General features: G+C 53.2%; 13 protein-coding genes. 2 read left to right on the forward strand and 11 right to left on the reverse strand.

Going from position 1 to position 17,819, the window contains the following annotated elements:
• Nucleotides 1-4 precede the first annotated feature (4 nt).
• The 7 genes from R3I13_RS25850 to R3I13_RS25880 all read right to left on the reverse strand — a co-directional run bounded on the left by R3I13_RS25850 (nt 5) and on the right by R3I13_RS25880 (nt 12,227).
• Nucleotides 5-3,469, reverse strand: a complete 3,465-nt coding sequence (locus R3I13_RS25850; protein WP_346320893.1) for a SusC/RagA family TonB-linked outer membrane protein — start codon at nt 3,467-3,469, stop codon at nt 5-7.
• Between the two features lie 214 nt (nt 3,470-3,683).
• Nucleotides 3,684-4,826 (reverse strand): FecR domain-containing protein, encoded by a 1,143-nt coding sequence (locus R3I13_RS25855; RefSeq protein ID WP_346320894.1) that lies wholly within the window; start codon nt 4,824-4,826, stop codon nt 3,684-3,686.
• Between the two features lie 63 nt (nt 4,827-4,889).
• The gene (locus tag R3I13_RS25860; RefSeq protein WP_346320895.1) at nt 4,890-5,477 is read right to left on the reverse strand and encodes a sigma-70 family RNA polymerase sigma factor; all 588 of its coding nucleotides are present in this window, start codon (nt 5,475-5,477) and stop codon (nt 4,890-4,892) included.
• A 157-nt stretch (nt 5,478-5,634) separates the two neighbouring features.
• The gene (locus R3I13_RS25865) at nt 5,635-7,104 is read right to left on the reverse strand and encodes an IPT/TIG domain-containing protein (protein ID WP_346320896.1); all 1,470 of its coding nucleotides are present in this window, start codon (nt 7,102-7,104) and stop codon (nt 5,635-5,637) included.
• Nucleotides 7,105-7,115: 11 nt separating this feature from the next.
• On the reverse strand, nt 7,116-10,538 hold the full coding sequence (locus R3I13_RS25870; RefSeq protein ID WP_346320897.1) for a TonB-dependent receptor: 3,423 nt from the start codon (nt 10,536-10,538) through the stop codon (nt 7,116-7,118).
• 87 nt (nt 10,539-10,625) lie between these two features.
• On the reverse strand, nt 10,626-11,606 hold the full coding sequence (locus R3I13_RS25875) for a FecR domain-containing protein (RefSeq protein WP_346320898.1): 981 nt from the start codon (nt 11,604-11,606) through the stop codon (nt 10,626-10,628).
• A 63-nt stretch (nt 11,607-11,669) separates the two neighbouring features.
• Nucleotides 11,670-12,227 (reverse strand): RNA polymerase sigma-70 factor, encoded by a 558-nt coding sequence (locus R3I13_RS25880; RefSeq protein WP_346320899.1) that lies wholly within the window; start codon nt 12,225-12,227, stop codon nt 11,670-11,672.
• A 272-nt stretch (nt 12,228-12,499) separates the two neighbouring features.
• Here R3I13_RS25880 and R3I13_RS25885 point away from each other — a divergent pair, with 272 nt between their 5' ends.
• Both R3I13_RS25885 and R3I13_RS25890 read left to right on the forward strand, forming a co-directional pair.
• Entirely contained in the window at nt 12,500-13,738 is a 1,239-nt protein-coding gene (locus tag R3I13_RS25885) for a geranylgeranyl reductase family protein (RefSeq protein ID WP_346320900.1), read from the forward strand.
• A 20-nt stretch (nt 13,739-13,758) separates the two neighbouring features.
• Nucleotides 13,759-14,397 (forward strand): class I SAM-dependent methyltransferase, encoded by a 639-nt coding sequence (locus tag R3I13_RS25890; protein WP_346320901.1) that lies wholly within the window; start codon nt 13,759-13,761, stop codon nt 14,395-14,397.
• A 12-nt stretch (nt 14,398-14,409) separates the two neighbouring features.
• On the opposite strand, the gene R3I13_RS25895 is transcribed toward R3I13_RS25890, so the two are convergent.
• From R3I13_RS25895 to R3I13_RS25910, 4 genes are all read right to left on the reverse strand, one after another.
• The gene (locus R3I13_RS25895) at nt 14,410-15,297 is read right to left on the reverse strand and encodes an alpha/beta hydrolase (protein ID WP_346320902.1); all 888 of its coding nucleotides are present in this window, start codon (nt 15,295-15,297) and stop codon (nt 14,410-14,412) included.
• A 92-nt stretch (nt 15,298-15,389) separates the two neighbouring features.
• Nucleotides 15,390-15,845, reverse strand: coding sequence for a heme-binding domain-containing protein (locus tag R3I13_RS25900; RefSeq protein WP_346320903.1), 456 nt, complete (start codon nt 15,843-15,845; stop codon nt 15,390-15,392).
• Nucleotides 15,846-15,916: 71 nt separating this feature from the next.
• Nucleotides 15,917-16,543, reverse strand: a complete 627-nt coding sequence (locus R3I13_RS25905; RefSeq protein ID WP_346320904.1) for a DUF3347 domain-containing protein — start codon at nt 16,541-16,543, stop codon at nt 15,917-15,919.
• A gap of 53 nt (nt 16,544-16,596) precedes the next feature.
• On the reverse strand, nt 16,597-17,814 hold the full coding sequence (locus tag R3I13_RS25910) for an efflux RND transporter periplasmic adaptor subunit (protein ID WP_346320905.1): 1,218 nt from the start codon (nt 17,812-17,814) through the stop codon (nt 16,597-16,599).
• Nucleotides 17,815-17,819 lie beyond the last annotated feature (5 nt).

Consider the following 17,819-nt stretch of genomic DNA (forward strand, 5'->3'; position numbering starts at 1 on the left):
TTCATCAAAAGGATACCTGTAAGCCGAACATGTACCGGCGCGGGATGCTCAGCGTGCCGGCGCCGTTGCCGAAATCCTGGGCCTGCCCCACTGAAGGCCCTTCCGGGCTGGAAGCGATAATATATTTGCTGTAAAGTGTATACAGGTTGTCCGCGCTGAAATAAGCGGTAAGGCCGGATAACTTCAGGCGTTCCAGCAGCGTCTGCGGGAAGTCGTAACTGAGGCGGATGTTGCGCAGGGAAGCATTGCTGGCGTCGTGCATGTACTTGCTGGAACCGAAGAAATCCGTAGTGCCCTGGTAATACAATGCGGGCTCTGTGGCGTCGGTCTGCCCCGGCGTTGTCCAGGGCTTCTGGTGGCTGCGGTACGCGATCTGGTTAACCCTGCCGATCGTCTGCCAGTTCACCTGCGCGGAGGCTGCGTAGTCATCGGTGATCGTATACTTAATAGCGTAGGTAATGAGCACGCTCAGCGAAAGGCGCTTGTAGGTAAAGGTGTTCGTCATGCCGCCGTAGAACCTCGGCTGGAAGGAACCGACCGTCTGGAACTGGCGGCTGTCGGAACCTGCGCCCACTTCGGCCAGCGTGTTCACATATTCCACGCCTATCTTGTTGCCTTTGTCGTCGAAGACCAGCTTTTCGAAAAGAGGCTTGCCGGTTGCGGGGTCTACCCCGGCATACTTCACCGCTTTCAGGCTGTTGATATCATCTCCTTTTCTGAGGAAGAAGCTGTTGTTGGGATAATATCCCTGCTTCAGCGAATCGTTGGCAACACTGAGTATCCGGTTCTTGTTAAAGCTGAAGTTGAAGGAAGTAGCCCATGAGAAGTTCTTCCTTTCAATATTCTTCGTGTTCAGCACTACTTCCACGCCGCGGTTCTGCACGATAGCGGCGTTCTGCCATTGCGAAGGAAAACCCGCCAGCACCGGGAGCTGCACTTTCTGCAACAGGTCTTCCGAACGGCGGCTGTACACATCGATAGTGGCGCTTACACGCTTAAAGAGCTGCATGTCCACACCCGCGCTGAAGGTTTTGGTCACCTCCCAGCGGAGGTTGGGATTGCCCAGCACGGCAATGTTGGCCGCCCCGTTGTCGCTATAGGTATTGGTGGGGTCGTACAGCGTGCGGGTCAGGAAGTTATCGCCCAGCTGGGAACCACTGGTGCCATAATTGGCGCGCAGCTTCAGGTCGTCGAGCCATTTTACCTGCTGCATAAAGTTCTCGTAGTTTACGGCCCAGGCGCCGCCAACCGAGAAGAAGGTGCCGTACCGGTTATCCCTGCCGAAGCTGCTGGAAGCGTCTGAACGGATGGAACCGCTGAGGGTATACCGGCCTTTGTAAGTGTAAGCGGCTTCACCGAAAAGGGAGTATACGGCCCTTACATCTTTGCCGCCTTCGAGGTTACCGGCTTTGGTATTGGGAATGCCGAAGATGGTGAGGTCCGACGGGCCGCCGAGCTGCCGGGCCAGGGAAATGACCGGGTAGCCGGCGCGCACGTGGTTTACGTTCACCAGCATATTTTCAGTAGTGGTTTCCCCGAACTCCATACCCACCAGCCCGCGGATGGCGTGCTCGCCGAAAATTTTGTTGATGTTGACCTGGTTCGAGGTAAGGTAGGAAGCAAGATTGTTCGTGGTGGTGCCAAGGAAGCCTTTGGCAGCAAAAATGGAACTGCCGCCTGAATAGGTCCTTACGTCGATGTACCGGGTGTTTTTGTAATAGTTGAGGTTACCGGAGTTGGTCGAGGAAATGCTCAGCCAGTCGTTGATGCGGTAGCTGAGTTTCAGGGAACCGAAGAACAGTTGCGAGTTTTGTTTGAAGAAATTATACTGCTGGCTGAACAGCGGGTTGTCGGTGATTCGCTGGGTACCTCCTATCTTAAAGTTAAGCGATTGGGTAAGCACGCCGTCAGCGTTATAGGGATTGGCCCAGGGGATATATTGCATGACAGACCCTGCAGCGTCGTCCTGGTCGCGGTGGCCGCTGTTGATGATGCCGTTGAGCGCTATGTTGGCTGTCAGGCGGTCGGTCAGCCGGCTTTCCAGGTTCAGGCGGAACGTTTTCCGGATGAGGCCGTTCTTTACGCCGGTAGACTGTTCATTGTAATAAGAACCGCCCATGTAATAGCGTGAACGGTCGTTGCCCCCGCTGGCTGAAATATTCAGCTCGGAGGTGTTGCTCGTGAGGAATGCGAATTTCGACCAGTCATAGGAATTATCGACCTGCTCCTGCGTGGGAAGCCTGTAGTCCAGGTAGTTATTCAGTGTGGGAAATAATGGCGAAAGGGAGGCCTGGTTAAAGGAATAATGTTCGGTATAGAAACGTTTTTGAAGGTCATATAATTCAGGGCCGGTCATGAAGCGCATACCACCGCGGTTGGGGGTATTGATGCCGTATTTTACTTCAACGTTAATGCGGGGCTTCAGGCCGCTGCCTCTTTTGGTGGTCACTACCAGCACGCCTGCTGCCGCGCGGGAACCGTAAATGGCGGTGGCTGCCGCATCTTTCAGGACCGTAATATCCTGGATCTCCTGCGGCGTTACCAGTTCTTTCAGGTTTTGGTTCGGCATGATCACGCCGTCCAGCACAATGAGCGGACCGTAGTTGAAGGAAGGTATCACGAATTCGTTGTATTGGTCGAGGCCCACGCCGGCAATGCTGCTTTGCCCGCGCATGAATATCTGGCCGCCGCTGCTGGTGGGGTCGGCGCCATTTTGATCTGAAATATAAAGTCCGGCGGCACGGCCTTTCAGCAGGGCTACCGGGTCGGAAGAGGTAATGCCTTTGCGGATATCGTCGCCGGAGATCTTTTGCACCGAACCGGTCATCTCCCCGGGCTTTTTGGCGGAGTAGCCGGTGGAAATTACGACCTCTTTTTGTTCGATGATGTCGCGCTGAAGAATGAATGAAAGCTCCAGCGGCTTATCCGTTACCACCAGTTTTTTGGCAACGGCAATATATCCAATGCTGGAAATTTCGAGGGTGTAGGTGCCTGCCGGAACGTTAAAAAGTACGAAAATGCCGTCTTCGCTGGTGGTGACGCCCATTGTTAACGGTTTGAGCCGTACCGATGCACCCGGCACAGGCTTACCGTCAGTGTCTGTCACTTCGCCCTTTACCACCAGCAGGGCGTTTGCGTTTCCCTTGTCCTGCGAAGGTTGGGGGCTGGCAGCTGGTTTGGCGGAAAGAGTGATGGTCGTGTTCCGGATGTTGTACCGGAGCGGCTGATCGCGGAAAAGGAGGTCAAGGAATTGCTGGAGCGGAAGGTCTTTTGCATGAAGGCTGACCGGTTTGGCGACCGACAATAATTTTTCGTCGAAGAAAAATACATAGCCGGTCTGCCTCTCGGCCATGGCTAATACCTTCGATAGTTCTTCCCCCTTCACAGAAATGGATACTTTATCCTGCGCCTTTACGAATGCGCTCACATGGAGCGTAGCTGCCAGGATGAAAATGATCGTAAGTCTCATGATGCGTAATGTTGAGTAGAGATACTCGCGCCCGGAACCCCGCCACCGCGCGCTGATAAGCATTTTTTTCATACATTTGGTTGATTTGGTAAATAATAAAAGGTCTTGCCAGACTTGAGTTATGCCAGATTATAGCCGGGTATGTTGACGCATTCCGGCTTTTTTGCTTTTTTAATGGTTGATCCTTATGATTGGCTTACAGTTTTATAGTTAGTTAATTATACACGACAATCGTTTTTCCTTCCATCCTGAACCTGATATCTACATCCTGCAATACTTCCAGCACTTCCGGCAGGCTGAGGTTCCGGGTGATCTTTCCCCTGAAGGTGCGGAACGGCAGTTCCCCTTCATAACGTACATCTACATTATACCAGCGGCTCAGCTCATTCATCACCGATCTCAGGTCGGTATGGTCGAAGTTGAAAAGTCCTTTCCGCCAGGCAACCGCCTGGTCTATGTTGGCATCATTGATAATTTTTATGTTGGCTGATGCATTTGCCGTGTTAAGCTGTGCCTGTTGCCCGGGTTTGAGAAGCGCCGGCCGGCCGGAAGGCGCCGCCATGGATATTGCGCCCTGCAGCAGCGTGGTTTTAATAATGCCTTCGTCCTGGTAAGCGTTCACGTTGAAGTCCGTACCCAGTACCGCTACTTCTGCTTTGTTGGCAACGCCAACCTTGAAAGGCATTTCCGGGCGCTGCGCAATTTCGAAGTAAGCCTCGCCGGTGATCTCTACCCGGCGTTCGGAGCCGTTGAAGGCGGTGGGATAACGAATGGAGCTGGCTGCATTGAGCCATACCGCCGTGCCATCGGGCAGGGTGATCTTGAACTGGCCGCCGGGCGGCGTTCTCAGGGTGTTGTAGGTGACCGCGCCATCATCTCCCGATTCATCGTACACGAGCTGGCCGCCCTGCTGCCTTACTACCGCCCTTCCCTGTTGAAGTGTGCGGTGGCCGTTGCTGTCAAGCGTGACTACGGTGCCGTCGTCCAGTACGAGCGTGGCATGCCGGTAGCCGGGGCCGAACTGCTGAGCGGTCTGGACGGTGGGTTTGCCGGTTTTCGTCACCAGCATATAACCGCCTGCGGAAACAACCAGCAACGCGGCGGCAGCTGCCGCCCAATACCAGCGTTTCCGCATGGAGCGCACCGGCGTGGGTCGTTCCAATATGGCCGCCAGGATATGCGAGCCATCGGGCGCATCGGTTTCAATAGCCTGCATAGCCTCCCAGCGCGCGCGCATCAGCGGCTCCAGCATAGCGTCATCTGATGCCATCACCAGTTCCATTAATTCCTGCTGTTCGGCGGCAGTGACAGTGCCCTCGAAAAAGCGTTTCAACAAGTCTTGTAACCGGTCGTCCATCGGGTGAAATATTAAGCCGTATATAAAAAAGACACCTGGCTTTTTAAAAAGTATACGATACTGCTATTTTTTTTCAAAAAACAGGGAAAGAACGATAGAGATAGCAAAACCCAGTGAGGAACGGTCTTTAACGTACCGGGTGATCAGCGCCACCGCCTGTTGCATGTACTTTTTGACGGTAGGCAGGGCGATACCCATAGCTTCGGCGATTTCCGCCTGCTTCATTTTGTTAATACGGTTCATGGTCCAAACCTGCCGGTACTGCTCCGGGAGGTGGGCAACTGCCTGGTCGATGAGGGACAGCTGCCATTCGCGGGTATCATCTGCAACAGGCGCCTGGCGGGTATATTCATCGAGCAATACCGACCGCCGGGCGAGGTTGCGCATAGCGTTGAGCGCGTGGTGGCGGGTCATGACCCAGAGATAGGACCCGAAGCGGTCTACATATTGCAAGGCTTCCCGGCTTTGCCATATCTTCATGAAAATGTCCTGCAGGATGCTCTCTGTTTCCGGCCTGGACTGAACGATGCGGTTAACGTAGGTGAAAAGTTGGGGGTAATAATGGTTGAAGATGGCAGTGAATGCCTGCTCGTCGCCTGCGGCAATTTTCGACAGTAATTCCTTCTCGTTATATGTTGAAATGGTTGACAATAGTCCCGAACTGATACGATCACAATCTATGGAAGTTTCGGAAAATTTGCCAATGTTTATAATACATTCTTCATAGAATATATATGTACCAATTTAATTGGGCATACAGGGCAAATAAAAAACAGGCGCGAAAATCTCCGCGCCTGTTGTATTTGTATTACAAAACAATAGACAGGTGATAAGATTCCGGCACATTCTCAATAACCCGTTGCAAGCCGGTGCCATCTGTTTTACAGCGGAACAAGGTACCGTGCCCCACCATAAAATCATACTGTATCCAGTAAATGTATTGATTGCCGGCGTCTATCTCCAGGTCGCCGGCCCCCATCAGTACTTCAGCGGGGACCGGCAGCTTCGTAAGCGTTCCGCTGCCATCCCGTTCGCCCACAAAAATAGCACTGGTCCCACCGTCCATGATATAAATATGCGTGCCCTCCATAGCTATACTGGATGGAGCAAAAACGCCGTCATTGGCGTCGAACAATGCTTTGGGCGCCTGTGCTGCCTGGCCGTTCACGCTGCCTTCATAAGTGATCATGTTCATCTGGTCCGTCCAGTAAATTTTCCCGCCTGCCTCATCTATTTTTAATGACGTGGGCAGCATCTCTCCCAGCTTATATATTTCTTCGGCTCCTGTTCCATCTGTATTTACCCTGAGGATGTGAGTATTGCCCGAGAAAGTAGCGTCGAAAGCCATTACATATAACCTGTCCTGGCTGTCAAAAGCAATATCCGTCAGCATAAATCCCTCCGGAAAGCTATGAACGAGCGTGGGAGCGGCCGCGCCATCCAGGCTGCCGTAATACACTTTGCTGAAGTCCAGCCAGTACACGCGCCCTTTCGCTTTGTCAACTGTCAGTCCATTGAGATAAACGCCCGCGTTGTCAGACTCGTCATATATGGCCTCCATGATAGCATTGCCGTTCTCATCCAGGACGGCTTTGTAAACCTTGCCCGGCGATGCCCAGAAGATCTCCTTCACCCCGGCAGGTGTTTCATCTACGATGAACTGACCGGCGGGCACGGTGTAAGCCCCCTGTTCCACACGCATAGATACGGTATCCGGCGTTATTGCCGGCACCTTCACCTTTACCTGGTTGCTGCTGATCTCCGTGATCGTTCCTTCCGTATCGCCGAAGAAAATCTTGCAGCTGCCGTCTTTAAAGTTATACCCGTTGACAGTGACCTCTCCGCCGACCCTTGCATGCAAAGGCAGCACTTCCCGAACCATGGGTAAGGGGATAGCAGACGCGTCAACCGTATAAACAGGGCCGGTTGCAGCCGGCTCTGCCTGCCCGCTGTAATCGTAACCGCCGTACGGGTTTTTCCTGTTAAAACTGAATTCCAGCTTTCCTGTAACCGCACCCTCGGGTATCTGTATCAGCATACTGTCCGGCGACATGGTAACGATGCGTACTTCCATGTCATTGATATGCACTTTCGCATCCTGCACCAGATCCGTGAAATTATGGCCGTATACGACCACGTAAGTGCCGGCCGGCCCTGTGCCCGGCGTGATCCTGTCGATGGTCACCTTGCCGAAATCGCGCACGTCGATCACCTCCTTGCGGCAGGCCGTGAATGCGCAAACCAGCACAGCAAACAGTGAGTATATATGTCTTTTCATGCTATTATTTTTTACAGGTTGAACTGGAAGCCCAGGGTATAATAAACACCCGGTTTGTAATCGCGGATGTAATAATCGCCCCGGATGTATTTAAGGGTTTCCGTACGGACCGGGCTGTGGATGGTCCATTCGAAGAGCGTGGGATCTGTGTTGAACTTTTTGTTAAAATCGTTGTCCACATACTGGCGGATCGCCGCATTCAGCAGGTTCTGCGCGGCCACTCTTACGCTGATGCGTTTGTTGATCTTCTGCAGGATGGAAAGGTCTACCAAATGCCTGCTGCGCTCAATAACCGGGGGTTCCAGTTCCGCTTCCCTCCCGCCGGACGTATTGGTGATGATACGCTCTGCGAGCACATTGTATTGCAACGATATCCTGCTGCCGCTGGCCTTGTGATCATAAAAAAGACCGGCATTCAGTATCCAGGGGGCGGCGCCCGTGAAGGCCCTGGTTTCACCGCCAGGATAATAGTTTTCGTTCATCGGCGCATCCACCAGCATCGCCATGTTGCTCGCTTCGGTGAAGTTGTAGCAGGCGTTCACGATGAGGCCCATATGTTCGAAGACGCCCCCACCGAGGAAACCCAGCTGCTTGCGCACTTCCAGCTCTATCCCATAGATGCGGGCGTAAGGCATATTGCTGTGGGTGAACCCGGGAACGCCGGTATTGGTATTGGCCATGGTCTCTTCGATCGGCTGGTTGATATGTTTGTAATAAAAACCGGCGGATATGGCTTCTCCCACGGAAGGATACCATTCCAGCCGCAGGTCGTAGTTGTCTATGCGCGCATCATGCAGCGTGGATTTCCCGATATAGGTGAACCCGTCTGCGGGATTATAGGTAACGAACGGCGACAGTTCACGCAGTTCCGGCCTGTTCAGTGTTTTGCCATAGCTGGCCCGCAATTGCCACTGGTCGTTCAGGTGCAGCGTGGCATTAACGGATGGTAAAAAGAAATACTGGTGCGTGGGAGGGGCCGTTCCAACCAGCACCTGCTGGCCGGCGGAGTTGGGCAGGTATTCCTTCAGCAATTGTTCTCCTTTCGTGTCCAATACGATGCGTTTGGAATATTCCACGCGCAGGCCGCCATAGATGTCCAGCTTCATCACCGGGCGTTTGCCAAGCGGCCAGCGGAATTGTACGGGAATGTTGGAAGCCAGGTAACCGGCCAGGTTATCGAAAACAGCGGTGTACCCGTTCGTCTGCGCGCCTGCCAATCCTACTTCCTGTACGTTGGTGTACATGCGTACATTCCTTGTTTGCATGGCATGCAGCAGGCTGTCGCCCAGGTTATCCCATGGGTTCGCGCTGAAGCCCAGCTCCGGGAAGTTCTTGTAAGCCAGCGCGCTGTAGAAATACCGCTTGCGGCGGCTTTCAACATACGCGCCTGCGCGAAGCAGGAGGTCTTTCTTTTGCTGCAAAGGCGTGAGCGTATAATCGATATTCCCCTGCCAGCGCTTTTCATCGCCCTCGCCGTCCGTAAACCGCCCGATCACCGTGTTCTTGCGCGTCGCCGCATTTAATGTCCAGGTCGTTTTATCTGTCTGGGTAAACTTTCCTAAGCCGGCCCTGTCGCCGCTGATGGAGACAGCATCCGGCTCATAGGCGTTGGAGAACTGGTTGGGGTCTTTCATGATGCCCTGGGAATAGCTCGCCGTCCATTCCAGCAGGTGTTTTTCATTGCCGGTCTTGTGCGAACCGCCCAGCATTCCCAGGTAAAGGTCCTGCGTATTGTAGGCATTCTCCATGCGGCGGATAAAGAGCGAAGCGGCTTCGCTTGTATACCACTCGTTCACGGTATTGATCTGCAGCACCTGCTTCGTGCTGCGGTTCATCAGGCCCATAGCGGTGATCTCGTTCCGGTTATTGATGATCAGCGAAAAATGCTGCATGGCTGCCAGCCGTATGCTGGAGGAATAAACGGAATCGTGCCCGATGCGGAAGCTCGGGCGCGTTAAAGGCGTAAGCGGCACGCCCGGCGGGGGGAATTCTGTATCCCTGTACATATTGGCGCTGCGCGCGGTGGGGGTATAATTGAAGCTGCGCTGGTTTTCATAACGCCCTACGGTCACGCTGTTCAGCTTCAGTTTGCCGATATTGGCGTAGGTATAATAGGTCGCGTCGCCCTGCAGGTCTGCCGGGTGATATTTTTTGCTCAGGTTCCAGGATTGAACGCTGCGTGCCAGCAAAGCGTCCGTGATAGCCGCGTTCGGCGTCAGGTAGGCGTCGGGCACGCTCGGCACGTCTCCCAGCATGACCATCCCGTATGGATTGCGCGGCATGTTCACCGGCATCGCGCGGGTGCCGTCGTCATAACCCAGCCAATCGTATTTACCGCTGCCTGCCTGCACATGATCGTCGAAGAACTTGTTGCCGGTGCGGTATTGCGCATTCAGGCTGACTTCCAGCCGGCGGATGGGAACGGATTTTTTCGTGTACACCTTCACCACGCCGCCCGCGAAATCGGCGGGAAGCTCCGGCGCGGGGGATTTGTACACGATCATGCGGTCTATCACGGAAGACGGCAGCAGGTCGAAATTGAAGGCCCTTTTGTTGGGATCGGTAGAGGGAAGATAGGCGTTGTTGAGATAAACAGGGTTATACCGCGGCGTCATACCGCGGATGCTGATAAAGCCATCCTGCAGTGTTACGCCGGATACGCGGCGCGCTACCTCGGAAGCGGAACGGTCTACGCTGATGGTGATCTGTTCGGAAGAAATGCCCGAAGCGATACCCCTGGCGGTTCTTATCTCTTCGATCAGCTGCCGGTCGCTGGTTGTGATCACACGGTCTGCCCGCACGGTCACTTCTCCCAGCTGGCGTTTGTCTTTCTGCAAAACAATATCCAGTGCGGCAGTAGAATCGTCTTTTATCATGATTCCGGGAATTTCCGTATAGGCAAATCCCACGTAACTGATGATAGCAGTATAACTACCTGCAGGAAGCGTAATGCTGAAGCGACCCTCCGCATCCGTTACAGCGCCGCTGCCGCCGATGCGGATATTGGCGCCGGGCACGGGCTGCCGCTGTTCTTCGTCGGTCACTTTACCGGTGAGCTTTCCCTTCGCGCGGGCAGGTGCGGGAGGCGGACTGTTTTCCTTGCTGATAACGATGTAGCCGTTGGCCTCCCGGAAAGAAAGGGAAGTATGCTGCAGCAGGTCTTTTAATACCTGCCCGAGTGTTTTGTCGGTGTATTCGGCAACAGGCGCTTTGTAGCCATTGGTGCTGGCGGCGTTGAAAGCGAGCTTAAGCCCGGCCTGTTTCTCTACTTTCTCCAGCGCTGCCGCCATGCTTTCGCCGGTAAAGCGGATGCTGATCTTTTTGGATAAAACGGATTGTTGTGCATACAAATGACCGCTGGCAAAAATGCACGCCAGCAACAGGAGCCGTTGCCATAGGCGGTGCCGCGGTTTCGTCCGACTGAAAAATTTCATACCTTCGTTCTAATTTATTTTGTTATAAATACCGGTACTCCAATACCGGTGTTGAAGACGCCTGCTCCAACAGGCGTTTTTTCTTTTTTAGCGAATGATCACGGCCGTACTGTCTTTCCGCCATTCCGCATGGTTCCCGTTCACCATGCAGATCACTTCCATCAATGGCCGCGGGTCTGTGCCATATTTCACGGGCAGGTTATATTGATTGTGCCGCACAGCTGCATTGCCCGCTGTGACGGTGATGCCATAGAGCTGCTGCATCAGGTCCGCCATTTCTGCGAAGCTGGCCCCGGAAAGACGTACTTCTCCTTCCGTCCACTCCCCTATGCTCCCGGGATCGGCATGCATGGTGCGCGCCAGGCCTTTTGCAATATCATAGAACACTCCGTCGCCGGGCAACAGGGTTGCAACGGCACGCTGCTGCCGGTCTACCCGCACCTTACCGGTTTTGACCGCTACCTGGAAATGCCCTGCAACACTATCTGCCATCACGGTGAACGAAGTGCCTAATACGATGGTCTGCATACCTTCGCGGCTCTCCACGGTAAACGGTGTTTCCTGTTTTTTTACATCGAAATAAGCCTGCCCCTGCAATAACTGCACGGTACGCGTTTTGCCGTCAAAACCGGCGGGGTAACGGATCGCGGAGCGGGCGTTGAGGAAGATGCGCGAGCTGTCCGGCAGTATGACCTCTTTCAGTTCACCGTTGCCTGTTTGCAGGGTCAGCATAGGAACGGGGGAAGACGCCTCCCCGCCCTGCCGCAACAGCATGCCAATGCCTGCGATCAACAGCACCACAGCGGCGGCGCCTGCCAGGCGGTACCAGGTGGTTTTTCGTACAGGCTTGCGCGGTAGCCCCTGCAATATCTGCCGGAAACGCACCTCCTGCGGTGCAGCAGGCTGGCCGGCGGCATCCGGCATGTCCGAGAAATCGATACCGGCCAGCTGTTCTTCCGCTTCGGGGGTAGACAGGTACAGGCGCAGCAATACCATTTCACGGTCGGTGATGGTCTTGTCTTTCTGTTTGCGAAGCAATTGCTTCAGCAGCTCGGGAGAAACAGGCATGTCGGGCGGCATTTACAGGAAGTACCCAATAATGCCCGCGGGGTAGTAAGCGGTAACAATTAGTTAATATACGGGAAGGAGCAGCACGGCCAGGCTATAGGCATAAGGCGTGACCTGCGTGCGCAGATGCGTAAGGGCAAGGCTCACCTGCTTTTTCACGGTGAGTACGGAAATGCCCAGCTCGTCCGCGATCTGCTGGTAGCTCTTATCTTCATCGCGGCTCATGAGGAATATCTTTTTCCGCATGGGCGGCAGGGATTGGATAATGGTGTGGATATACCGTTCTATCTCGTCGAAATAGAGCTTTTGCAGCGGGTCAGACAGGTCAGCGGGCACTTTGGGCAGGCTGCTGATGTCTGTATGCAGTATCTGCCTGCGCAGGGATTTGAGGGCCTTGTTGCGGCATACGGTGATGAGCCAGCCGGAGATATCATTGCCTTCCATATCCGCGCGGTGCTCCCAGAGGCTGGTAAACACGTCCTGCACCACTTCTTCCGCATCCTGCCGGGAGATGCATATTTTCGCGGCATAGGCGGTAAGACGGGCCTCGTAAGCCATGAATATGTCCCGGAACGCCTCTTCCGACCCGTCCCGGAACGCGGCAATGAGGGAGGCTGGCATAGCAGGATGTTGACGGGCAATGTGCATACGAGGGCGGATTCGGCACAAATATAGCCGCAGCATATTACCAAACTGTTAAGGATGCCGTGAACAGGAAACCGCTTTCCCCGGCGGCTATGCCTGGTATAAAACACAGTGTTTATACGGCTTTCATGCTTTCAGGGATATAATTACACTAAATTTTCCGGGCTTAGTTTAACCGGATTTCTTAAAGAAGCCTTACCTTACTGCATTTCAAGGACGAATCAGAAGGTTTAATTGTTTCAAAAGCTATGCTCGAAACCAAAATTTGTATTATAGGCGCCGGCCCGGCTGGCGCTACCACCGCCCTGCAATTGGCATACATGGGCATTCCCTGCACCGTAGTAGATAAAGCCGTTTTCCCCCGCGATAAGGTATGCGGGGATGGCCTCAGCGGCAAAGTGCTCACGCTGCTCTCCCGGATCGATAAAGGCATTGCAGAGAGGCTGCAGCAGTATGTGTTCAAGGAAGATAGCTGGGGCGTGACCTTTGTAGCCGCCAACCGCATGAGCATCAATATCCCCTACAAACCCAATTATGCTAAACTGCCGGGCGAGCCAAGGGGATTCGTGTGCAAGCGCATTCACTTCGACAATTTCCTGGTGGACGAGTTGAAGCGCTGTCCCCAGGTACAACTGATAGAAGGCAAGGCCATTACAAAATATGAATTGTTGCCGGACGGTTACCTGCTCTCCGATGCCTCTGGCAGCATCCATATCAAAACGCAACTGGTGATCGCCGCCAATGGCGCGCATTCCGGCTTTACGAAGGAGGTCGCTAATATCCACATGGAACCGGCGCATTACGTGGCCGGCATCAGGGCGTATTACAGCGGCATCAAAGGGCTGCACCCGGACAACCTCATCGAACTTCATTTCCTCAAAAACGTGCTGCCCGGTTATTTCTGGATATTCCCCTTACCCAATGGCGAGGCGAACGTAGGCATAGGCATGCTCAGCAAAGTGGCGCGGCGCAAAAAAGTGAACCTGAAACAAATGCTGCTGGACGCCGTGCAGCACGACCCGGTGCTGAAGGAACGCTTTGAAAATGCCACGCTCCAGGGTAACATCGACGGCTACGGCCTGCCGCTGGGAAGCAAAAAAAGAAGGCTCTCCGGCGAAAGATACCTGCTGGTGGGCGATGCGGGCTTCCTGATAGATCCGTTTACCGGCGAAGGCATCGGCAACGCCATGTATTCCGCCCGCATGGCGGCGGAACAGGCGGCAGCCTGCATAGCGGCAAACGATTACAGCGCGGCCAGGCTGATGGCGTACGACGAAAACGTATACCGCGTGCTGGGGCCCGAATTAAAAATGAGCACCAAGCTGCAGAAACTCATCCGTTTCCCCTGGCTGTTCAACATGCTCGTGCGGTTGAGTAACGGTAATAAAGAACTGCAGGAACTGATGTCCTGCATGTTCCACGAAGTGGACATCCGTAAAAAACTGGCGAAACCACAGTTTTACATGCGGTTGTTGCTGAAACGGTAAACCCTAAAACAATTTATCATATGAACCCACAAGAGAAAGTACTGCACTGCTACAATCAGGTGGCCGAGGACTATGCGGTTGAGCGCTGGGACGAGCTTTCCAAAAAACAGGTCGACCGGTTGCTGTTGAAGGAATTTGCCTCCTCCAATAAAGAAACAGGGCTTTGTGCCGACTTTGGCTGCGGCCCGGGACAAACAACGAAATTCCTGTACGACAATGGCCTGGAGAATATCGTCGGCATAGACCTGTCGCCGGCCATGGTGAATGTTGCCCGGAAACTTTCCCCTCAAATTAAATTTGAAACCGGGGACCTGCTGAACATCGCTTTCCCGCCGGGCTCCCTTGGAAGCGCGCTTGCATTTTATTCGATCGTACATTTTACGCCCGACCAGGTGAGGGTATGTTTCAGGGAAATAAACAGGGTGCTAAAAACAGGAGGAGATTTTCTATTTTCCTTTCACGTGGGAGAAGAGATCGTTCACTTCGACAACGCACGCGGTAAGGAAGTGGACATCGATCTGTTCTTCTTTAAGACAGATGATATTGTTACATTATTGCAGGAAACAGGTTTTAATATAACCGATGCCATAGAGAGGCGCCCGCATGAAAACATGGAATACCCGACCAGGCGGGCATACATCTGGGCTCAGAAAAAATGAAGCGCATAACTTCTAACGGATCTTCCTTTTCATGAAATCCAGCATGATGGGAGCAATTTCCGGCAGGTGGCTTTCCAGTATTTTGTGGCCTGCTTCGAAAACATGGATCTCCGCATCAGGGTTATCCCGCTTGTAGCAGGGCGCCTCGGCCACACTGTAAAAGGCGTCGTATTTTCCCCAGAGCACGAGTATAGGAAGCTGCGTGCGGCGGAAGAATTCCTGGAATTTGGGGAAGTGCGCACGGTTATCCGGGTAGTCTTTAAACAAAGCATATAGCGAATCAATATGGCCGGGACGGTTTATCATGTTCCAGTCCAGCGTCCAGGCGTCAGGCGTGAATAGCGGGACCTGGTCTTCCGGTATGCCGGCTAAATATTGATTGCGGCAGCCTTCTTCATTCAGGAACTCCCCTATTTTATCCCAGTTCTCTTTCGTGGGATTTTCCCAATAAGCCTTACAGGCGTCCCACTCTTTACCCAGGCCTTCTTCATACATATTGCCATCCTGGAAAATGAGCGCTGTGATCTTTCCGGGATTCTTTAAAGCAACGCGCATACCTATCAGTGATCCATAGTCATGCAGGTACAGCGCAAATTTCTCCAGTTGTTTTTTCTCTGCGAAAGAAGATATGACGTTGCCATAATTCTCAAAAGTATATTGAAACTGTTCTGCTGTTGGATAAGCACTGTAGCCCATCCCGGGAAAGTCGGGTGCTACCGCATAATAATTTTCCGCGGCAAGAACCGGCATCAGGTCCCTGTACAAAAAGGAGGAGTTGGGGTATCCATGCATGAGCAAAATGGCCGGGTTATCGGGGTTTCCGGCTTCCCGGTAGAAAATATCCAATCCGTCCACTTGCATGGTCCTGTGAAAAACCCTGTGTTTTGGTATTGAGTTCATAAGATATTTTTTTCAAAATTTCCCCGGTTCTACCTCAAATGCGGTGCCAGGCTCACATCTTTTTCCGAACAAACAACTGTAATAACAGTACCTTATTTATCAACAATAGCTTGGCCGATCCAATTCACCAGGATTGTTTTCTGTTCTGCGGACAGCCGGGCGTCAGCATGCATGAGCGTATACGACGCAAGCGGCATCTCCCCTTCCTCAACCTGTTCTTTCATTCTTTTCAGTTTATTCCTTTGCCTTTTGGAGGAATACGCGCCGAAATTATTGAAGTTCAATTCTGCTTTCCCTTCTTTAATATGTTTTGCCATGAACCAGCCCAGCGGCTGGATGTTGACATACCAGGGATAACGCGTGTTGTTGCTGTGGCAGTCGTAGCAGGCGTTTTGTAATATTGTCCGGACATTCCCCTGAACATGATACAACACGGTTATATCCGTGACGGAAACACCGCTGCCGGATTGATTCTTCGCTGGCGGGAAGAATTGAATGGTAATAATTCCAACCAGCAGGAACAGCAATATATATTTTAGCACTTTCATTTTACAGCTTTAAAGTATGATCTCCCGCGGACAGTCACGGGAGATCATACATCCGTCTTGCAGCGGATCAATTATTTGATAACTTCTTTCACCACCCCGCATGTGAGCATCTTGTCGCCAAAATATGGGTTTTTGATCTCCCTGGTTTCGCTCAGCCACATGGCGCCTTTGTTGTTGTCGTACATAGGGCAATGGTCGTGGTAAAGCGCCTGCCCGCTGCCGAATCCTTTTACCAATTCATAAACATCCTCGCTCATCTGCACAAAATGCTCGCGTTGGTGCGCAATGTTCCCTTCGTTTTTACTGATGTGACCGGCATGTTCTTTCAGATCCTCTTCATTTTCTGCGTATAACTTTTGCTGTTCCGGGGTCATGGCAGACTGGTCAACTTTCCCCAATGCCTCGCCCATCGCTTTCGCGCCTGCGGCGGTTTCTGCGGCATTGCCTGCTGCCAGGCCGTTTTTTACATGGATATAATGATCGATCACCGGCTTGAGGGAAGCGGCTACTTTCGCGTCTACCTCTGTAAACTGCGGTTTGATCTCAGTCACGTTTTCATCAGCAGGCGTCTCATGTTTCATGGCATCGCCTGCTGTTACAGCGGAGTCCTGTTGTTGATCACCCGATTTTTGCGCGCCGTTGTTGCAGGCAGCGAAGACAACGGCGGCCAGCGCCAGGGCGGTAATGTTCTTTTTCATTTTTTGTTGATTTTAAAGTTTAAGGAAACAGTAAGTATGATTGGTTTTAATTTTTACATGCCGGCCATTCCCGCCATCGGGTCAGATCCTTTTTTCAGGATGAACTCGGAATACAATAAATACGCACCGGTAACAACTACCTTATCCCCTGCATTTAATCCCGCTGTGATCTCCACGGCATCGGCATCCTCCATGCCGGTCTTTACCATTTGCGGCACGAACTTCCCGCGTTCCTTTTCGATCCAGACATGCGCGCCTTTACCGTCGCGGATCACGGCGTCTACCGGCAGGCTCAGCACATTTCCCTTGCTTTTTAAAGGCAGCCGGATGGTAGCCTGCATGCCGGGCTGCCAGCGGCTCCCGGGGTTGGGAATAGTACCGCGTACCTGCAGCAGCTGGCTGCCGCTTTGCAAAGAAGGGTTGATGAACCGGACCGTCATATCCCCAGGTTCATTCTCCCAGCCCGCCACCATCACCTGCACGGATTGCCCGACGCGGATGGCAGCGGCTTCCGCGGGATAGACATCTGCTTCCACCCATAACTGATCGTATCCTTCGAGGCGCATCACCGGTCCTCCTTCGGGAACATACTGGCCTTCGGTGACGGTCAGCTCAGACACGATCCCGCCGGTTGGGGCCGGGTAGGTAACGTAAGGGTTCACTTTCCCGGATTGCACCAGGCGGTCGATCTCCGCCCCGCTCTGATCATACAATACCAGTTTTTGCTTCGCCGCCGTTTCGATCTGCCGGAAACGGGCGTCGTCCGGGAATTGCCGTGCCTGCGCAACCGTTAACAGGTATTCCTGCTGCAGGGCCGCCAGCTGCTCGGAATAGATCTTATACAATGGCTGGCCTTTGCTGACCTTTACACCGGTCTCTTTCACAAAAAGAACTTCAATGCGGCCGGGTACACGGCTGGAGATAATGGCCGTTTTTTCGGGGTCGGTTGCCAGCCTGCCGCTCAGGTTCTTGAAGCTGGACAAGCCCCCCGCTCCCACCGCCATGGTCGTGATATTGGCTAATTGTACCTGGCTTTCGCCGAGCGTGAGCGAAGCGTCTTTGCCGGATTTGTCAACAGGAACGAGGTCCATGCCGCAGATAGGGCATGTTCCGGGCTTGTCCTGCACGATCTGCGGGTGCATGGGGCAGGTATATGTCTGCGTTTTTTTACCGGCGGCTTCTTTTGTACCCGCTTCCGTGCAGGCTGCAAGCATGATGGCCGGCGCAATGGAAGCAAACGCAACTGCCTTTAAAAAACTTTTCCTTTCCATATCTT

Origin of the sequence: Chitinophaga sp. YIM B06452 (assembly GCF_039655965.1) — a bacterium.
Taxonomy (GTDB): Bacteria; Bacteroidota; Bacteroidia; order Chitinophagales; family Chitinophagaceae; genus Chitinophaga.

What these genes read in the sequence shown, in the direction of transcription:
- R3I13_RS25850 (WP_346320893.1), bottom strand. Translation starts at nt 3,469, where the DNA reads ATGAGACTTACGATCATTTTCATCCTGGCAGCTACGCTCCATGTGAGC.
- R3I13_RS25855 (WP_346320894.1), bottom strand. Translation starts at nt 4,826, where the DNA reads ATGGACGACCGGTTACAAGACTTGTTGAAACGCTTTTTCGAGGGCACT.
- R3I13_RS25865 (WP_346320896.1), bottom strand. Translation starts at nt 7,104, where the DNA reads ATGAAAAGACATATATACTCACTGTTTGCTGTGCTGGTTTGCGCATTC.
- R3I13_RS25870 (WP_346320897.1), bottom strand. Translation starts at nt 10,538, where the DNA reads ATGAAATTTTTCAGTCGGACGAAACCGCGGCACCGCCTATGGCAACGG.
- R3I13_RS25875 (WP_346320898.1), bottom strand. Translation starts at nt 11,606, where the DNA reads ATGCCTGTTTCTCCCGAGCTGCTGAAGCAATTGCTTCGCAAACAGAAA.
- R3I13_RS25880 (WP_346320899.1), bottom strand. Translation starts at nt 12,227, where the DNA reads ATGCCAGCCTCCCTCATTGCCGCGTTCCGGGACGGGTCGGAAGAGGCG.
- R3I13_RS25885 (WP_346320900.1), top strand. Translation starts at nt 12,500, where the DNA reads ATGCTCGAAACCAAAATTTGTATTATAGGCGCCGGCCCGGCTGGCGCT.
- R3I13_RS25890 (WP_346320901.1), top strand. Translation starts at nt 13,759, where the DNA reads ATGAACCCACAAGAGAAAGTACTGCACTGCTACAATCAGGTGGCCGAG.
- R3I13_RS25895 (WP_346320902.1), bottom strand. Translation starts at nt 15,297, where the DNA reads ATGAACTCAATACCAAAACACAGGGTTTTTCACAGGACCATGCAAGTG.
- R3I13_RS25900 (WP_346320903.1), bottom strand. Translation starts at nt 15,845, where the DNA reads ATGAAAGTGCTAAAATATATATTGCTGTTCCTGCTGGTTGGAATTATT.
- R3I13_RS25905 (WP_346320904.1), bottom strand. Translation starts at nt 16,543, where the DNA reads ATGAAAAAGAACATTACCGCCCTGGCGCTGGCCGCCGTTGTCTTCGCT.
- R3I13_RS25910 (WP_346320905.1), bottom strand. Translation starts at nt 17,814, where the DNA reads ATGGAAAGGAAAAGTTTTTTAAAGGCAGTTGCGTTTGCTTCCATTGCG.